Genomic DNA, 17,727 nt, shown 5'->3' with positions numbered 1-17,727 from the left:
GGCCTTTTCAGGTGAATCAGCATGTTAATTTTAATAACTTTTAGGCATATTTGATGAAATTTATAGCTGTCTTTATTGTTGTACTCTTGTTGTTTAGTGCAACAGATGTCTACGCTTTCGAAGCGAAAAAAGTTGATATCGGTGATATTATTTCAAAAGAACAATTCTCACTATACAAAGACGTTGGCGAATTCATCGAACATTCCCCTAAAGTCACCATTGAAGTTAAACCTGAGCCAGAAGATATCGCCGAATATGGCACTGATGTTGTTAAATCTTTGACGGGTTCCGATTGTGATAGAGACGGCATTATGGATGATAATGCTAAGTGTAATGCGGTTTATTACAAACTGTGGATGAGATATGAGCGTTAATCAATCGTCAAAATATAATCCTAAACAGTCAAGCCAAGGTAAAAGCCGTTAATGTTAGAAAATCAAAGTCAGTTGCAGGGGCATTATGATGCCCAAGGTTACTTTGTTATTAGAAATTACTTTAATGACACTGAAATTTCAGCCCTAAGACAAGTGGTATTGAAATTTCACGATCTTTGGAAAAAAGATCACGCAAAATTTTATCAAGAAGAAGCGTTCAACTCTTCTTTGATCACCGGCAGTCAGTACTTAGCATTTGACGATCGTGTTAAGCTTTTCAACTTTATTAGTTCAAAAAAAATAATGGCTGTTGTCGAGTCTGTTATAGCGGCAAAACCAGCCTTTATGAATACTCAATTGTTTTTTAACCCGGTTAATCCAGCACAAAAAGATTTTTGGCATCGAGATTGTCAATATGATCACGAGGTTGAAGAACAGAAAAAAGCCATTCAAGAGACACAAGTTGTTCACTTACGTGTGCCATTATTTGATGAGCGCGGTATGGAATTAGTGCCAGGAACACATAAACGCTGGGACAACGAAGAAGAATTTAATGTTCGACAAGAAGAAAAGGGCAGAGTGAGCAGCGAAAACCTTTCTACCGGTAAAGAAATAAAGTTAGCGGCCGGTGATTTATTAGTTTTTTCGGCGGATATGATCCACCGTGGTTTGTATGGACTTGATCGATTAGCATTAGATATTTTAGTTTTTGATCCCGCTGGCGATTTTGCTGACTACGTTGATGACGATTGTTTACCCGAATTTTCGATGCTAGATAAGATTGAAAACCCAAGGTTATTTACCAATACCCTCGACTTAAAGGCAATAAAGCTAAAATAGTAAAGCAACACTTATTATTGGTATTAATTTTTAAATTGAGCTATTTGAATAGACTAAATTTTTTATAAAAAAACAGCTGATGATTTCAATGGGGTAATAACAGCTAATCAATACTTTATTACATTAACTTTATTACATTAATTTTATAGATTATGCTTAATGATAAATGATTATAAAACCGAGCTTCTCGATTAATTAACATTAGATAAAATAGGTAGATTTCATTGATTCAAAAATTTGCTTCGCACGGCCAATGCCAACTCACACTCGATAATAATATTATTATTATCGATGCAGAGGGTCCATGGAATGTCGAGTTTTTCAAACAAATGCACGCTAATCTACAACAAGTCGTCCTAGAAAATTTTATCAATATAAATTACGGGATCATCGTGATACTTAAAGGAGAGACATTAGCAACACAGGAAGGTTTAGATTATCACTTGTATAAAGTGAAGCACGGAACCGCTAAGGCAATTGCCATTAATATGATACATAGTTCATTTGCATTAACCACTCAACTTGAATTTGAGGCTGTGTATAAGAAGGCCGGCATTAAAAATAAATTTTTTAGTGACACACCAACGGCTAAACAATGGTTAGAGAAAGAATTAGTTTCCTTATAATTGTTTTTAAAAATAGTGTGCTATTAAAGCGTTTTTTGCGCATTTTGAAAGCCAAAGTATTGTTATTTTAGTGTTCTCCTGAATATATACTTTTCTGGATATTTATTTGAGCTGAACTACTCTTAAACTTATTAGTTTGCGGCTAAGTTAAAATGAGCACTTGTTGTGTTTCTGCGTTTATCGATTAATGTTTAGCGACCAATTATTTTTTATGAGTGACTTAAGCTGGCAGAAATAGTTTACTGTTGTCTATCGTCTATTTTTTAACTATCTATTTTGACGCGAGTAAGGCGTTAGGTGATTTTATGTTTACAGAGAATCCAGAAGACTTTATCTATAATTCATCGATTGGTATTCATGCTGTATCGCCAGAAGGTATTATTGTTTATGCCAATGAGTGTGAGCTTGAAGTGTTAGGTTATACAAAAAATGAATATATAGGGCATCACATCTCAGAGTTTCAGATAGATGAAAGCTGTTTAGCGGACATGATGACACGTTTGAGCCATTTTGATATATTGAAAAATTATCCTGCAAGAGTTCAAGGCAAAGATGAAATTAAATATATTATCTACAACTCTAGTGTTTACGAAGAAGATGGCGAATTTAAGCATACGCGTTGTTATGGAACTGAAGTAGAAAAGGTCATTTATGATGTTTTCTTTAAACATTTTGATTTCTAACGTTAGTATTGAGAGGCAATAGCGTCTCCAAGTTGTACAAAATATTGTGGCTGTTTTGCAGAGCAATGCTTTAATCAGTTCTTTTTATGTCTGCTATTTGCCCCATCAGCTTCTATTTGCTCGAGAAGCTTAGCGGTTTAGCGTATCCTACTCACCATTAAGTTTATTGTTATTTATTATTTATTATGAACATTGAAGTAAAAAATATTCCCGTTCCCGAAGTCACCTGTGCAAATTGCCAGGCATGTTGCTGTAGCTTAGAAGTTAGAATTATTTCAGATACCGGTGTGCCTTATCGGCATATCTATATTGATGACCATGGACACGAATCAATGTTACGACTTGATGATGGTCTGTGCTCAGCGTTAAACAGAGATACATTATTGTGTTCTATTTACGAAAATAGACCTTGGGTTTGTCGAGAATTTGAGATGGGTTCATATGAATGTATCGACGAAAGAACAGAAAAGCTCTATACCTCTTAAAATAGTTAACTGTTTATTTTATCATAATAAAAAACCCCTAATAATTAATATTAGAGGTTTTGTTTTTATACAGTATTATGATAAATAAGCGGTTAACTTACCTTATCAGCCACCACTCATTGATTAACCATTACTCACTTCTTCAAAGTCTGCGTCAATAACATCTTCGTTTTTAGCACTATCATTAGCCGCATCACCTTGAGGCTGTTCTGCTTGTGATTGTGAAGCTTGCATTATTTTACTGTGCGCTTCTTGTAATGCTTTTTGTCGCATTTCTATCGCCGCTTTATCATTGCCATTAACGGCCATTTTTAATTGCTCAATTAATGTTTTAAGCTCGGCTTGTTGATCTTCACTCAAGCTAGTCATTGACGTTTGTACCGTATGAATCAATTGATCGGCTTGGTTGCGTTGTTCAACTAACTCACGTTTTTGCTTATCTTCAGTTGCGTGCTTCTGGGCATCGTCGACCATGCGATTAACTTCATCTTCAGTTAAACCACTTGATGCCGTAATTTTAATACTCTGCTCTTTACCGGTTGCTTTATCTTTTGCTGAGACATTTAAAATACCATCTGCATCAATATCAAAAGTGACTTCAACTTGCACCGAGCCACGAGGACCGGGGTTAATATCTGTTAAGTTAAATTGACCTAACGATTTATTATCTGTTGCCATTTCACGCTGACCTTGCAATACATGCACAGTTACCGCGGCTTGATTATCTTCGGCCGTAGAGAATGTTTCAGAAGCACGTGTTGGTATTGTAGTGTTTTTATCAATAAGCTTAGTCATTACGCCGCCTAAAGTTTCAATACCTAGTGATAATGGCGTTACATCAAGTAATAACACATCACCGACCGTTCCTGATAACACACCTGCTTGAATCGCTGCACCAATAGCCACTGCTTCATCTGGGTTAACATCTTTACGAGGCTCTTTACCAAAGAAGGTTTTAACTGCTTCTTGTACTTTTGGCATACGTGACTGACCACCTACCAAAATAATTTCATCAATATCACCTTTACTTAAGCCAGCATCTTTAAGTGCTTGGTCACACGGAGCGATAGTCTTTTTCACTAAGTCATCAACCAAAGACTCTAATTTTGCTCGGGTAATTTGTACGTTTAAATGTTTAGGACCACTAGCATCAGCAGTAACATACGGTAAGTTCACGTCAGTTTGTAGTGCTGATGACAACTCTATTTTTGCTTTTTCAGCCGCTTCTTTAATACGCTGTAACGCTAATGGGTCTTGGTGAATATCAATACCACTTTCTTTTTTAAATTCATCAGCAAGGTAGTTAATCAGGCGTAAATCAAAGTCTTCGCCACCTAAAAAGGTATCACCATTGGTTGCTAATACTTCGAATTGTTTTTCGCCGTCTACATTAGAAATTTCAATAATTGAAATATCGAAGGTACCGCCACCTAAATCATAAACCACCACTTTCTGGTCAGCTTTGTTATTTTTATCAACGCCGTAGGCTAATGCAGCAGCTGTTGGTTCATTAATAATACGCTTGACATTAAGTCCAGCAATTTTACCGGCATCTTTGGTTGCTTGGCGTTGTGAATCATTAAAATAAGCGGGGACAGTAATAACCGCTTCGGTAACCGTTTCACCTAAATAGGCTTCAGCATCTTTTTTCAATTTACGTAAAATTTGCGCTGATACTTCTTGTGGTGATAATTTTTTACCATTAACTTCAACCCAAGCATCACCATTGTCTGCTTTGACAATTTTATAAGGGGCTAACTTAATATCTTTTTGTACTTCTTTATCATCAAATTTACGACCAATTAAGCGTTTAATCGCAAATAATGTATTTTTAGAGTTGGTAACGGCTTGTCTTTTTGCCGGTTGGCCCGCTAATGTTTCCTCGTTTGCATAAGCAACAATTGACGGAGTGGTGCGGCTACCCTCTGCATTTTCAATAATTTTAGCAACGCCACCTTCCATAACAGCTACACATGAATTTGTTGTACCTAAATCTATACCAATAATCTTAGACATAATAATTACCTATTATTTATTAAAAAAGGTCTAATGCTTTATGGTCATTATCCAGCAAGCAGTTTGACCGTATAAACAAACTAACGTTGATGTTTTAAGGTTAGATGTTTGGTTAGTGGCGCTATAATAGCTAAGGTCATAAAATGCTTCTGTCACAAATATGACAGTAACGATCATTTTATAATTTTTATAATATCTAGGCTTTATAAGTTAAAAGTCAGCAGATTAACGTGAGGAATAGTATAGAAATTTAAAAAGCAACATTGTCTTTTGCTCTATAGATACAAAGGGTAGAATAAAACTAATCGTGCCCGCTATGGCTTAAATACTACTCTTATGAATAAAGACGCTACTCATCTACCTCAAAAAGCCAGCCCAGTTTTAGTAAAGCAAGCTAATATTTTTGCAGATTTACCGGCGAAGTTAATTGAAGATTTTCAACAAGAATTTCAGCTTGATGAATGGTACAAAGGCGATTACTTTAATCCGGCCTTACTTACTCAGCGATTTTTTGTGGTGATTAGCGGTAGTTTAGAAATTAAACAAAGTAATCCAGAAACGGGCAGAGAAGCCACTTTAGATATGCTTTATGCGGGCGACTGTTTTGACTTAATGGTGCTGTTAGACGATCAACCACATGAGGTTATTGTTTCACCTTTAACAACGGTAAAGTTATTGTCAGTGAAACTTTCCACCATGCGGCATTGGTTGTGGACGTATCCAGAGTTTAACCAGCAATTTATGCCTTACTTAGCGAAAAAAATGCGTGAAAAAGAACAACAAGCCAGTAGCCTAGTTTTACACGATGTTACCACGCGTTTAAGCCGTATTATTTTAGAACATATTAATAAAATTAAGTTTTATAACGGCACAATAGAAGCAGAGCATCAACATCATTTAGTTAACGGTTTAAACGATGAAACCTTAGCGCGGATGACTGGCTCAGTTAGGCAAGTGATCAATAAGCAGTTACAACACTGGAAAAAAGAAGGTACGCTTGATAAAAAACGTAATCAATTGATTATTAAAGATTTAGAGGCTTTAGTGAAAGAAGCTAAATATACAGAAACTTTACCTAACGCCCCTTTTTTTAAACCCTAAAGGCAAAAATCTCGATAATTAATAGGGTAGCCGGTATTTTTATTGATGATATCAAGCTCTCTAGAACGTCTAATACCTTCCATAATATCGGCTAATATCTTTTCATACTTTGAATGGCTAGAAGAAAATGCGATATAGACTTTCATTGGCTTAGAGGCATTGCAGTATGTTTAAATTGGCGCCTTTAATAGGTGAGGGGCCAACACTCAGTTTTGTGCAAGGCCGTGCAGTGCCAGCAAGATAAACGCTTAAGAATCGATAAGCCGATTTTAATTTACCCAAGTGTTGATTACACCGGCCAGCAGCCTTCTTTTACTGAGAATGGTTCAGGTTTTTTACTTGAGCAAGATAAAATAACTTGGTACTTTAATCAGTACTTTAAAGCGAGTGATAACCGTAAAACAGCATCACCTTTGTATGGTGAAATAAGTAAGACTTTACCTGAAACCTTAATTATTACCGCCGGATGCGACCCGTTAAGAGATGAAGGCTTAGCTTATGCTAAAGCGCTAAAAGCGGTTGGGGTAGCGGTGCATCATCATCATCAGTTTGATGGGTTAACGCATGCCTATATGTTACTTGATGCATTGGTTGAAGAAGAGTGTCAGCAAACTTTTCAGCTGATCGCTAACTTTATTAATAAATAGCTAAGCTTGCCACAGATTTCTGTGGCAAAAGCATTCATTATCGCAAGGTCTTGTTACCAGAGAGCAAGATCTCTTTACCATAATGTCAGTGATCCCGTTACCGACGTTGTCAACACGTTTCATCTTCATCTAGGTCATCATAATTTCAATATAGTTTCTTGTTCGGTAAAACACCTACAAAAAATGGTTGAATACGTATTCATCTTCTTTGATATAGCGCTTTGTTTAAATTTAACGCAACCTGTCTTGGCTATTTAATAAGCAAATATAAACATTAATTTTACATTAGGAATAACAATAAAAATGAAAACTAAAGTAATAAAATCCTTATTAACAACAGGTCTGGCATTAGGCATTGTTTGTCAGGCTCAAGCTGCTGCTGAACCGACTACTTTTGTTCATCTCTTTGAATGGAGCTGGCAAGATGTTGCCCAAGAATGTGAAGATTATTTAGGCCCTAAAGGTTATGCCGCAGTTCAGGTGTCACCACCTAATGAGCATATTCAAGGGGGACAATGGTGGACTCGATATCAACCGGTAAGCTATAAAATAGAGAGTCGAAGCGGTAACCGTGCCCAGTTTGTCGATATGGTGAATCGTTGTAAGGCCGTTGGCGTAGAAATATATGTTGATGCAGTTTTAAATCATATGGCATCTGGCAGTGGTACAGGTACTGCAGGGAGTAATTATGGTAACAAAAGCTTCCCTAATTATGGGCCACAAGACTTTCATGATACTTGTGCCATTACCGATTATAACAATCGTTGGCAAGTACAAAACTGTGAGCTAGTGGGCTTAGCTGACCTCAATACTGGTGCCGCTTATGTACAAGAAACGCTCGCAGGTTATTTAAACGACTTGCAAGATATTGGTGTTACAGGTTTTCGATTTGACGCCTCTAAGCACATGTCATTAGGCGATATTCAAGGAGTATTGTCGAAAGTTAATGGCTCACCTTTGGTGTTTCAGGAAGTGATTGATCAAGGCGGTGAACCCATCACCTCCAGTGAATACCAAAGCACAGGTTTAGTAACTGAATTTAAATATACCACACAGCTAGGTAACACCTTCAAAAATGGCAGCCTAGCATCACTGAGTAGTTTTGGTGAAGCTTGGGGATTTTTACCGAGTAGTTCCGCGGTGGTTTTTGTCGATAACCATGATAATCAACGTGGTCATGGTGGCGGTGGTAATGTGATTACTTTTGAAGATGGCCGTTTATACGACTTAGCGAATGTATTTATGTTGGCTTATCCGTATGGTTACCCAAAAGTTATGTCGAGCTATGATTTTCAGGGGGATACTGATGCGGGTGCTCCAAGTGTTCCGGTCCATAACAATGGTAATCTAGAATGCTTTGGCAGTAGTTGGAAGTGTGAGCATCGATGGTCATATATTGCTGGTGGTGTCGACTTTAGAAATAATACCGCAGATAACTGGAACACCACAAACTGGTGGGATAATGGCAATAATCAAATTGCTTTTGGTCGAGGTAGTTCGGGTTTTGTCGCAATTAATAAAGAAGATGTTAATTTAACGTCTACGCTAAATACACAAATGAGTGCAGGTACTTATTGTAACGTTTTAAAAGGTCAATTATCTGCTGATGCTAAATCGTGTAGCGGTGAAACGATTACAGTAAACAAGGGTGGAAGTATTAATGCCAATTTAGGTGTTTGGGATGCATTTGCCATTCATCAAGGCGCAAAAATTAATGGTGACGTAACAGGCCCAGCAACATTGAAACGTACGGTGATATTTATTCAAGCACAAACGCAAAGTGGTCAAGATATGTTTATTCGCGGCGGCATTGATCATAACTACGCCAATAATAATCTTGGTAGAAATTGTCAAACCACTAATTTTGAGTGTGCAATGACTATTCGCCATAACAATTTAAAAAGCGCAACGACAACGCCATGGAAAACCAATGAAAGCTACTTAGATTGGTATGGCAGTGAAGCCGCTCAAAGTAGCACCGCTGAAGGAACTCCGCTTGATTGGACCACCAATGCTTGGCCTGCAGGTTGGGGAGCAAAGCGTACCGTTGCTAATGATGGTTATGGTGAAGAGCCGTTAAATATTTGGGGTCAACATTACTGGATGTTAGATGTTGATATGGATTGTAGTAAAGCGGTTAATAACAAGTTTGAAGTAAAAGCCTATGTTAAAAATGGTCAAGGTTGGGAAGGTGACATCAACCAAGCTAACACACCCTATGCATCGAGTAATCATTTTGCTGAATGTGGAAAAATCAACAAGTTTAACTTCAATAGTAATGCCGTAGAAATTCGAAGTTTTTAGAGTTTTGTCGCGTTTTAATGATGATTTTTAACTAAATAAGTGAGCAGGCTAGGCAAATTTTTTGTCTAGCCTTTACAACTTTAAAGCGATATTTATAGACGATTTATAAAACTTCTTTAGCGGCTCTAAAAGCCTCTTGTGCAGCTGGCGCGCCACAATACACAGCGCTGTGCAGTAATACTTCTCTTATTTCCTCTTTAGTCGCGCCATTATTTAATGCACCACGAATATGCCCTTTAAGTTCTTGAGGAGCTCTTAGTGCTGCCAGCATAGCGATAGTGACTAAACTACGGGTTTTAATATCTAATTCAGTTCGCTGCCAGGTTGCTCCCCAGCCATGATCGTTGATGTAGTCTTGCATAGGTTGACTAAAATCATCGGCATTATTAAGTGCGCGGTCAACAAATTCATCGCCCATTACTTGACGGCGAATTTTTTCACCTGCTGTTTTTTCGTTGTTAGCTAACATATATTATCCTGTTTTTTATTGGGCGGCCCAAGCACCGTCCATGGGAAGTGCCGAACCGGTTATACTACGCGCACTATTACTGCATAATAATAAAATAAATCCACCAATTTTACGAGGGTTAACCGTTGGTTAGGTTCCGCTTCACCTCACTTTTAACCAATAATTAAAGTCTCTTAACGTGGTGTTAGCAGTACAAAGGATGTAAAGTTAAGTCATTCAAGCACAACAAAAAAAATTGGCTATTTGCTCCATCGTCGCCTATTTTGTCCGCTTATGGCTGCGTTAGCTTACAATACAAAACTTGGCATTAATAAAATGGATTTTAAATGAAAATACCTTTGTTAATCTTTACTATTTTAAACACTATGTCATTAACCGTAGATGCTAACGTTAGTGATGGTTTTAGTGAATTAAACTCTCAAACTCCTGGTTGTGCTGTTGGTGTGGTGAAGAAAGGAGAATTAGTTTATGAGCGCTATTTTGGGCAGGCAAACTTACGTTATCAAGTTCCAATAGATAAGAAAACCGTTTTTAATTTGGGGTCTATTACTAAACATTTTACTGCTGTTTTAGCGTTACAATTAGAGGTGAAAGGCCAACTATCTTTAAATGATTCATTGAAGAAATATTATCCCCAAGGCCCCCGCTGGTTTGAAAATATTAAGTTACATCATTTAATTAATCACCAAAGTGGTCTGCCAGACTATTTAAATGATGAAAAAACTAGAGCGGAACTTGTAAAAAGGGTATCTACCATACCCCATGTACTTGAAAATCTAGTTGTAGGGAAGCCGATTGCACGTGATGTTACTCTAATGCACGTTCTTGATACTATGATGGCGTTATCTGCACCATCATTCAAACCGGGCGAAAATTCAAGTTACAGTAATACGGGTTATTTATTTTTGGCTGATATACTTGAAAAAGCTAGTGGAATACCTTTTAGTGACTTAGCTAAAAAACAACTATTTAAACCACTTGGAATGTCTTCGACTGAACTTGTGAGTTCACAGACTATTGAAATTCCTTGGAGTGCTACGGGGTATAGTGCTGTAAATCTGCCTACCTACAAATATCGACGTAATTCATCAAATCTAATTACTCAGGGCGATGGCGGAATTTTATCTACGCTCCCTGATTTTGCCAAATGGATAAGTCATTTAATGACCCCTATTGATGACAAATTATTTTGGAGTACATTTTTGCATGCGATGAAGCCTGTTTCCAACATTGGAGGACTCTCCAATTTCCAGAATACTGACGACAGTAAAGGTCATTTTATCAGTCAAATATTATCTTCTTTAAAGACCGTTTCTAAAATTGGAGGAGTACCATATAATAATGGACTGTTCATTAGGGAGGTTAAAGGTGAGACAATATATTCTCATAGAGGTTTATCAATTGACTCAATGGGGAGTTACTTTTGGCTTTCACCTAGTCATAATATTGGGTATATTCAACTTTGTAACTTCAGCTTTGATAAACGGCCATCTGTAAACGAAATATTGCATACCTATGCCGATTAGCAAGCAACAACAAATTAAACAAGGACAAAAAGCCGCTGGCTTTTGCTCTTTGGTCGCTATTTTAACTAACCATTATTCCTCCCTTAAATGGGCGTTATATTACAAGGTATTTCCATGCTCTTTTTGATTATTAAACTATTGATGTTAGCTCTTTCATATAAATTATACTTGATGAAAAAGGAACCTTATTTTTCAGCATTATTGTTTAGTATTCCCTTAGCTATTGTTGGTTTAATTATGGGGCATACATTTATGGGGGTTTTTGTTGGCAGTGCCATTTTATTTGCCTTAGCTTTCGTTTGCTTCGTACTTATGTCTAAGTTACCAACAGGGATGCCCGAGTACAGTGTATTAGCTGTAACGGCAATTATTGTTGCATTTGTTATATAGCAAAGGTATTCAAACTGGGCTTTTAACCCTTGGCTAGCTTACGTTTAGCTTCACATTTTAGCTAACTAAACTTTACCCTTAATTGGGCATTTTTTTACGGAGATTTATGTGAAAAGTTTACTTAAAAGTATTCAATATGGAATGTTAGATTTTATTGAGGGAGAAAATCAACCTGATTACACATCTGATAATGTTACTGATTGCATTACATTACTCTTAGAGTTCATGTCGTCAATGGGATCAGAAATTCAAACTGTTGATAGTACTAAAAATCATATTAAATATTTAATTTTATCTTTGAACGAATTAAACGATGACTGTGGTCAATGTTTAATAGAAACTGACCAACGTGAAGATATTTGTGATTTCATTCAAAAAGTAACAACTAAAGCCAATGTAGAATTTGAAGGTGATGTTACAGAAGAATGGCGAGAGTGGTAAAAATAGTAAGCGACTCAAGTAGAATACTATAGTTCATGGAGGATTTAGGTTGTTATTTCCAGTATTAGAAACTAATCGTTTAAGGTTAGATAAATTAACGACAGAAGATTCAAATAGCTTATTTGATTTATTCTCAGACAATTCAGTTGTCAAATATTATGATCTGGACGCATTTACTAAACATTCACAAGCGAGTAATTTAATAGAATTCTTTAATGCTCGCTTTACAGAAAACTCTGGTATTCGTTGGGCTATACGCTTAAAAGAAACACATCAATTAATAGGGACTTGTGGGTTTAATACTTGGAGTCCTAAAATGAAAAATGCTGTGATAGGTTACGATTTACTGCCTAAGTTCTGGGGCAGTGGTTACACAACAGAAGCTGTGCATAGAATTGTTAAATCAGCATTTTGTGGTGAGTTACCATGCGGAGCCTTGAATCGCATTCAAGGTGATACGGTTCCCGGGAATCTAGCCTCAGAGTCTCTTTTACTCAACGCAGGCTTTAAAGAAGAGGGTATTCGCCGTCAAAGTGGATATTGGAAGAATCAGTTTCACGACCTTAAATGTTTTGGCTTAATAAAGTCAGAGTATGGTGAAACATAAGCTATTAAATAAAATAAATAACCGTTGGCTATTTGCTTCTTCGGTGCTTACTTTAGTCAACAATTATGCGCCAGTTAATCGGGCGTTGCAGTGCAAGGATCCGAGTAGTGAAGCTGTTAAAAAATAAAATCAATAAACTAGCAGAAATGAGTGAAGCGTTTAATTGGAAAAACTGTAGTAAAAAGCATGATCCTCTTGATCTGACTTTAGGGGAGCCTTTACCTACGTGGGATACATGGGTAAATGATATAGAAAATATTTTGAAACAAACAGTTAAACCAAATTCAGAACCTTTTGTTTATTTTAAAGCTGCAAATAATTCAAAGGTAACAGGTAATAGTGAAGACAAATTTGAGTTTGCAAAAGACAATTATATTAAAACATTAAATGCATTAATTTCGTTAATAGATGAAGGCGATATATTTAATGAATTATTAGTTTCAGGGCCACCAAAAAAAACCAATAAACCCAAAGGTTCGACCGAAAAAACAAATGCAACTAACTCCCTAGTACCAAGTAATAATAAAGTACTGATTGTTCATGGGCATGACAATGCTTTAAAAATTGAATTAGCGCTATTTCTTACACAAATCGGAATTCAGCCAATTTTTTTGCACAGAGAAGTGGATGCTGAGCAAAGTCTCATTGAAAAACTCGAGGCCAACAGTGATGTATCTTATGCATTCATATTACTTACCCCTGATGAAGTTTCGTATACGATTGATCAATCTAGTGTTATAGATGCTGAGAGAAAAAAAGTCATTAGAGCCAAACCTAATGTCATTTTTGAGTTTGGTTATTTGGTCGCTAAGCTTGGGAGAAAAAATGTCTGTGTTCTTCATAAAGGCGATGTGGATATACCTGATGATTTAAGCGGTTTTATATATAAAAAAGTTGATGATAATATCGATGAAATAGGGCTGTTTTTAATTAATGAAATTAAAGCAGCTGGTTTTAAGCCTGAATTATAATAGCATTTATGCAGTTACTTAAACGGCCACAAAAAATTTGCTTCTCTTGTTATTATAAATAGTTATTTTTACAAGCTTAATAAAGTGTTTTATGACAAAAAAAACATGATTACAGTAGAGAGCCAACGACCCAGTGTAATAAATGTGGTTTGAGATATAAAATATCTTATTCTGTTTGCCCCCATTGTGTCGGTAAAAAAAAGGGACAAATTATTCGTGATATTCACATGACACACTCAAAGCAAGCGAAAAAAATCTCCAGTACAGGTAGGCAGTTTTTTTATTTGGCAATTATTCTAGCTTGCTTTTTAATTGTGTTATTTTAGTTTGTTGTTAATCAAACTATAAGCCATTAAAGAGAGACCAAAAACAGTTTTCTGTTGCGCTCTCATATTTGGAAAATATCTACCATTTTAGTAAACCATTTTGCCTCTAAACGGGGTGTCATATTTAAAGGTTCAACATGAGTGATTTAATTGTATTAATAACGGGTGCTAATAGAGGCATTGGTTTCGAATTAACAAAACAATATCTTATAAATGGGTGGACAGTAATTGCTACCTGTAGAAATGAAAAGGCATCGGCTGACTTAATAACATTGAAGGATAAGTTCTCTGAAAAATTGCTGATTGAATTAATGGATATCACTTGTCCAGAAAATATTGAGAAGTTAGCAAATAAACTCAGTGAAGAGAGTATCAAAATAGATTTAATCATAAATAATGCTGGTTATTTAGATCAAGAAAATAAAAGTATTCATGACATTAACTATGCAAATGCTGAAATGAGTTTTAAAGTAAATTCGCTTGGCCCATTGTTTTTAACTCATTGTTTATTATCTTTGCTGAAGAAAAATCGTCTATGTAAAATAGCTATAATTTCTTCTGTTATGGGATCCCTAACACGAAAAAGAAGTGTAGATTGGTATGGTTACCGAATGTCTAAGGCAGCAGCCAACATGCTAGCCGTGAACTTATCTAATGAACTTGTTAATGACAATGTCGCTGTGGTGGCTGTTCATCCTGGTTGGGTTCAAACAGATATGGGCGGTTCTTCTGCAAGAGAAAATGTTAAAGACTCGGCTCTTGGGATTATGAAAGTGATTCTACATTTATCTATTGATACCACTGGGAAATTTTATGATTTTAAGGGGGAGGAATTACCGTTTTAAAAAGCTATTAAACGATTAAAGTAGAATAAATAAAAGTTGGTTGTTTCCAATGGCTAGTTATTTTAACTAACAATTTTTAACGACTTAGTAAGATTTTGGATGTGATGAAGTATCTAATTGTTATATACAACAGCGCTAGTTTTGTAGCTTCATTGTGGTGTCTTTCGGCAATAACGCCATTATTGCTTTTAGTGGGTAATGATATTTCTTGGATGTCGATAGTTGCCGTTGGTTTGATTATTCTTTATGGCTCTTCAATATCCTTATTTAGAAAAGAAAAAATAGCTCAAGGCTGTTGGTGTAAATCTGATGTTTTTGCATATGTTGTTGTTCCAATATGTCTATTTACCTATGTTACTTATATGATGCTATCTAGTGTAAACGCCTAAGTTACTCAACATTTAAAGAGTGGCTGACCTTGTATTTAACTTACTATTTTATTCAAGCATCTTTAACTTTTGATGAGGTGTTATATTGGAGATGAGCATTGGATATATCATTGAATTTATGATTTATTACTCAATTTTAAACCTAAACAGTGTTATCAAATAGAGTTAACTTTAAAAGGATTTATTAAAGTGCCACATACCTTCGAATCAAAAAATGTAAAAGCAAAGTTATCAATCTCCTTAAATAAACTGGTGTTATTGACTTTTCTAGCGGTGATTGCCTATTTTGGCTATGAAAAATATGCTTTACATAACGCTGAGCAAACACAAGCATCCGTTTTTATTTTAACTCCTCAAGTCAATGATATTTACTTTTTAGACATGAGGTTGATTAATAATAAATTAAATCCTAATCAAAAGACGAGTAGATTTTCCCTGCGAGTAACGTATTACCTTATCGTCGTAATGCCATGGAAGATGGTTTAAAGATACATCTCTATGTAGACCATATCGCTTGTCGAGATTGCGATGTTAGTGCAAAGTATACTCGCTGATGGAAAGAGCCCAAAAAAATGCGACGTTGGGAATATGAAAATGAGATTGTTGCCATGCACCAACGACTTAAAGAAGCGAGCGATTCGTAGCAAACGGTAGAACATCCGTTTGGTACCATAAAGATGTGGATGGCCGCTAGTCAACCTAACTTAACGTTTAAAAATGTAAGTACAGAGACTAATCTACTACATGTTCTTGCTTATAATCGAAACGAATGATGTCAATTAAAGGCACTATTGGTTTGATAAAGTTAATCAGGCAATAGTTGGTCTGATTTGGTCTGAAAGCTCATGATTAGTGACAAAAGTTACCAATATAAACGTAATAAATCTAGAGGGTTGCCCATCACGTTAGTCATCGTAAACAACCTAAAATGCTTGTAAAGTAGTTATCATTAACACCACAACAACGATAGTGCGCGAACAGCAGAGTAGTTTATGAATTTTCACTCAGCCTGAGCTCATAGCTGCCGTACATATTCTATTTTTTAACTTTAACCATGCCACCATAACGGTTATAAGTAGATATAATAGCGATTTCCCTTTATCAATTTTATTTGTTATTGTGCTGGTGCGTTAAATCAGTATTGATGTGAGGACGACCTCAACGCTCTATTTTTTCAGGGGACGACCCCTAAATTTAATAGAGTGTTTATATGTATTGGTTTATCTTATTTCTCGCAGGAATTTTAGAAGCTGGCTGGTTAGTTGGTATTCAAAAGTCAGAATCCTTTACAAATATCCCATATATAATATTCGCTGTTCTTTCAATGACGCTTAGCCTAGTGTTGTTCTCAATCGCATTAAAAGACATTCCTGTTAGCCAAGCATATCTCGTTTGGTTAGCTATAGGTGCGTCATCAATTTCAATCATAAACCATTATTTTTTTGATCAACCACTTTCAATTCAACAATTGTTTTGCTTTTGTTTGATCTTCATTGGTGTGGCTGGTTTGAAAATGTCTAACTAATACAATCAATAAATTTAGGAAATATATATGTCTGGTGAAAAAAACTTAGCAAAATTAATCGCGTCTATGACGCCTGTTTTAGTCGAAAATGAATATGTGTTTGGTACTCTTGATACGTATGATTATGAACAAGTGTTGTTGCTAAACCCTATAAGCACTTTTCAAGAAAAGGAAGGATTAACCGTTATATTGACGAAAGAAAAAGCCGATGAATTTAACATTTCGTACTCTGGTGTTTTTAAATGTATTACATTGAATGTACATTCGAGCCTTGATGCAGTTGGGTTAACCGCTGCGGTTTCTACTAAATTGACGCAATCAAATATTAGCGCAAATGTTGTTGCAGCTTACTATCATGATCATGTTTTCATTGCAGTTAAGGATGCCGAACAAGCATTAGCGGATCTTAATGCACTTACTCAACAAGGCATTGCAGGTTAAGCATAAGACCGTACTGGTTATTGAAAGGCTTTACATGGCTATATACCGCTGAGATATCTACTTTTTTCGGAACATAGCCTTTCTTATTTAATCCCCTTATGACCGTTATGGAGGCTCATAAACCAGTTAAAGTGTTGTTCAATCCGACCTGGTATACATTGAAAGCTATGACTCCTGCATGCCAGTGGCAAGACATCTTGAAACGCTAAGTTTTCCACTTTGAAGGCCTAGTTGAGACACATATTTAGAAAAATAAATAGCCTGTTTAGCCATCCATAGCGATCGTTCATAATAATGGATTCATAACATCTGTTGTGCCAGTTAGGATATGGCCTTTTATTTGACTATTCTAAATACTGTAAAATTTAATTAAATTTGATTAAATTTGATTAATTAACTGAAATAGCTAATATTATGAAAGTAGATAAGAATTACAATGTATTATTAATTGGAATATTGATCAACCATAAGAGAATTTATGCTAAATATTAATCATAATCTTTGTGCTCTAGATAGAATCATAAGAGGTGTAATAGCAGTTGCTTTGATTGTTTATGTTGTACTGTTCTCTGAACAAATTGGTGATGTTTTATTACAAGTATCTATTTTGATTTTTGCTGTATTGAATTTAATTTCCTTCACCATAGGATGGTGTCCTGTATATCAAATCGCGAATATAAACACTTGCAAGAAAAATTAGAAAGTAAAGCTGATGACCAGC

22 protein-coding genes are annotated in these 17,727 nt (G+C 35.8%); 19 read left to right on the top strand and 3 right to left on the bottom strand.

Annotated elements, in window-relative coordinates; translation table 11 throughout:
- The first annotated feature begins 53 nt into the window (after positions 1-53).
- The 5 genes from A3Q34_RS04220 to A3Q34_RS19980 all read left to right on the top strand — a co-directional run bounded on the left by A3Q34_RS04220 (position 54) and on the right by A3Q34_RS19980 (position 3,008).
- Entirely contained in the window at positions 54-374 is a 321-nt protein-coding gene (locus tag A3Q34_RS04220; RefSeq protein WP_070374216.1) for a hypothetical protein, read from the top strand.
- 51 nt (positions 375-425) lie between these two features.
- Complete coding sequence (locus A3Q34_RS04215; protein ID WP_070374215.1) at positions 426-1,214, top strand: phytanoyl-CoA dioxygenase family protein; 789 nt, start codon at positions 426-428, stop codon at positions 1,212-1,214.
- Between the two features lie 224 nt (positions 1,215-1,438).
- Positions 1,439-1,840, top strand: coding sequence for a hypothetical protein (locus A3Q34_RS04210; protein WP_070374214.1), 402 nt, complete (start codon positions 1,439-1,441; stop codon positions 1,838-1,840).
- Positions 1,841-2,145: 305 nt separating this feature from the next.
- Positions 2,146-2,523 carry a PAS domain-containing protein gene (locus tag A3Q34_RS04205; protein WP_070374213.1) on the top strand — a complete coding sequence of 126 codons (378 nt, stop codon included), beginning with the start codon at positions 2,146-2,148 and terminating at the stop codon, positions 2,521-2,523.
- 185 nt (positions 2,524-2,708) lie between these two features.
- Positions 2,709-3,008: a YkgJ family cysteine cluster protein gene (locus tag A3Q34_RS19980; RefSeq protein WP_083277891.1), complete on the top strand. Its 300-nt coding sequence runs from the start codon at positions 2,709-2,711 to the stop codon at positions 3,006-3,008.
- Positions 3,009-3,131: 123 nt separating this feature from the next.
- Here the strand turns inward: A3Q34_RS19980 and dnaK are convergent, their stop codons facing one another.
- Positions 3,132-5,024, bottom strand: coding sequence for a molecular chaperone DnaK (dnaK, locus tag A3Q34_RS04200; protein ID WP_070374212.1), 1,893 nt, complete (start codon positions 5,022-5,024; stop codon positions 3,132-3,134).
- Positions 5,025-5,360: 336 nt separating this feature from the next.
- Between dnaK and A3Q34_RS04195 the strand changes: the two genes are divergently transcribed.
- Positions 5,361-6,125 (top strand): Crp/Fnr family transcriptional regulator, encoded by a 765-nt coding sequence (locus A3Q34_RS04195; RefSeq protein ID WP_070374211.1) that lies wholly within the window; start codon positions 5,361-5,363, stop codon positions 6,123-6,125.
- Here A3Q34_RS04195 and A3Q34_RS20360 read toward each other — a convergent pair.
- Complete coding sequence (locus A3Q34_RS20360; protein ID WP_157470799.1) at positions 6,122-6,271, bottom strand: hypothetical protein; 150 nt, start codon at positions 6,269-6,271, stop codon at positions 6,122-6,124. The genes A3Q34_RS04195 and A3Q34_RS20360 overlap by 4 nt on opposite strands.
- A 66-nt stretch (positions 6,272-6,337) precedes the next feature.
- On the opposite strand from A3Q34_RS20360, the gene A3Q34_RS04190 reads away from it, so the two are divergent.
- A complete protein-coding gene (locus A3Q34_RS04190; RefSeq protein WP_231907423.1) occupies positions 6,338-6,772 on the top strand; it encodes an alpha/beta hydrolase fold domain-containing protein in 435 nt (144 codons plus the stop codon).
- Between the two features lie 303 nt (positions 6,773-7,075).
- On the top strand, positions 7,076-9,076 hold the full coding sequence (locus tag A3Q34_RS04185) for an alpha-amylase (protein ID WP_070374209.1): 2,001 nt from the start codon (positions 7,076-7,078) through the stop codon (positions 9,074-9,076).
- Between the two features lie 103 nt (positions 9,077-9,179).
- Here A3Q34_RS04185 and A3Q34_RS04180 read toward each other — a convergent pair whose 3' ends face one another.
- Positions 9,180-9,545: a carboxymuconolactone decarboxylase family protein gene (locus A3Q34_RS04180; RefSeq protein WP_070374208.1), complete on the bottom strand. Its 366-nt coding sequence runs from the start codon at positions 9,543-9,545 to the stop codon at positions 9,180-9,182.
- A 326-nt stretch (positions 9,546-9,871) separates the two neighbouring features.
- On the opposite strand from A3Q34_RS04180, the gene A3Q34_RS04175 reads away from it, so the two are divergent.
- The 11 genes from A3Q34_RS04175 (at position 9,872) to A3Q34_RS04125 (ending at position 17,706) form a co-directional block, all read left to right on the top strand.
- Positions 9,872-11,071 (top strand): serine hydrolase domain-containing protein, encoded by a 1,200-nt coding sequence (locus A3Q34_RS04175; protein ID WP_070374207.1) that lies wholly within the window; start codon positions 9,872-9,874, stop codon positions 11,069-11,071.
- Positions 11,072-11,185: 114 nt separating this feature from the next.
- On the top strand, positions 11,186-11,461 hold the full coding sequence (locus A3Q34_RS04170) for a hypothetical protein (protein ID WP_070374206.1): 276 nt from the start codon (positions 11,186-11,188) through the stop codon (positions 11,459-11,461).
- A 108-nt stretch (positions 11,462-11,569) separates the two neighbouring features.
- Positions 11,570-11,902, top strand: coding sequence for a hypothetical protein (locus A3Q34_RS04165; RefSeq protein WP_070374205.1), 333 nt, complete (start codon positions 11,570-11,572; stop codon positions 11,900-11,902).
- A 49-nt stretch (positions 11,903-11,951) separates the two neighbouring features.
- Positions 11,952-12,509 carry a GNAT family N-acetyltransferase gene (locus A3Q34_RS04160; protein ID WP_070374204.1) on the top strand — a complete coding sequence of 186 codons (558 nt, stop codon included), beginning with the start codon at positions 11,952-11,954 and terminating at the stop codon, positions 12,507-12,509.
- Between the two features lie 107 nt (positions 12,510-12,616).
- Positions 12,617-13,480 (top strand): TIR domain-containing protein, encoded by an 864-nt coding sequence (locus tag A3Q34_RS04155; protein WP_070374203.1) that lies wholly within the window; start codon positions 12,617-12,619, stop codon positions 13,478-13,480.
- Positions 13,481-13,943: 463 nt separating this feature from the next.
- A complete protein-coding gene (locus A3Q34_RS04150; protein WP_070374202.1) occupies positions 13,944-14,651 on the top strand; it encodes an SDR family oxidoreductase in 708 nt (235 codons plus the stop codon).
- 104 nt (positions 14,652-14,755) lie between these two features.
- Complete coding sequence (locus tag A3Q34_RS04145; protein ID WP_070374201.1) at positions 14,756-15,040, top strand: hypothetical protein; 285 nt, start codon at positions 14,756-14,758, stop codon at positions 15,038-15,040.
- A 189-nt stretch (positions 15,041-15,229) separates the two neighbouring features.
- Positions 15,230-15,526 (top strand): hypothetical protein, encoded by a 297-nt coding sequence (locus tag A3Q34_RS04140; RefSeq protein WP_070374200.1) that lies wholly within the window; start codon positions 15,230-15,232, stop codon positions 15,524-15,526.
- A gap of 724 nt (positions 15,527-16,250) precedes the next feature.
- Complete coding sequence (locus A3Q34_RS04135) at positions 16,251-16,565, top strand: DMT family transporter (protein WP_070374199.1); 315 nt, start codon at positions 16,251-16,253, stop codon at positions 16,563-16,565.
- 27 nt (positions 16,566-16,592) lie between these two features.
- Positions 16,593-17,006 (top strand): ACT domain-containing protein, encoded by a 414-nt coding sequence (locus A3Q34_RS04130; RefSeq protein WP_070374198.1) that lies wholly within the window; start codon positions 16,593-16,595, stop codon positions 17,004-17,006.
- A gap of 478 nt (positions 17,007-17,484) precedes the next feature.
- A complete protein-coding gene (locus tag A3Q34_RS04125; protein ID WP_070374197.1) occupies positions 17,485-17,706 on the top strand; it encodes a YgaP family membrane protein in 222 nt (73 codons plus the stop codon).
- Positions 17,707-17,727: the final 21 nt, after the last annotated feature.

The sequence above is a fragment of the Colwellia sp. PAMC 20917 genome, from assembly GCF_001767295.1.
In the GTDB taxonomy this organism is placed as follows: domain Bacteria; phylum Pseudomonadota; class Gammaproteobacteria; order Enterobacterales; family Alteromonadaceae; genus Colwellia_A.
The sequence above is the reverse complement of the archived record's forward strand: the minus strand, read 5'-3'. Positions and strand labels throughout refer to the sequence as shown.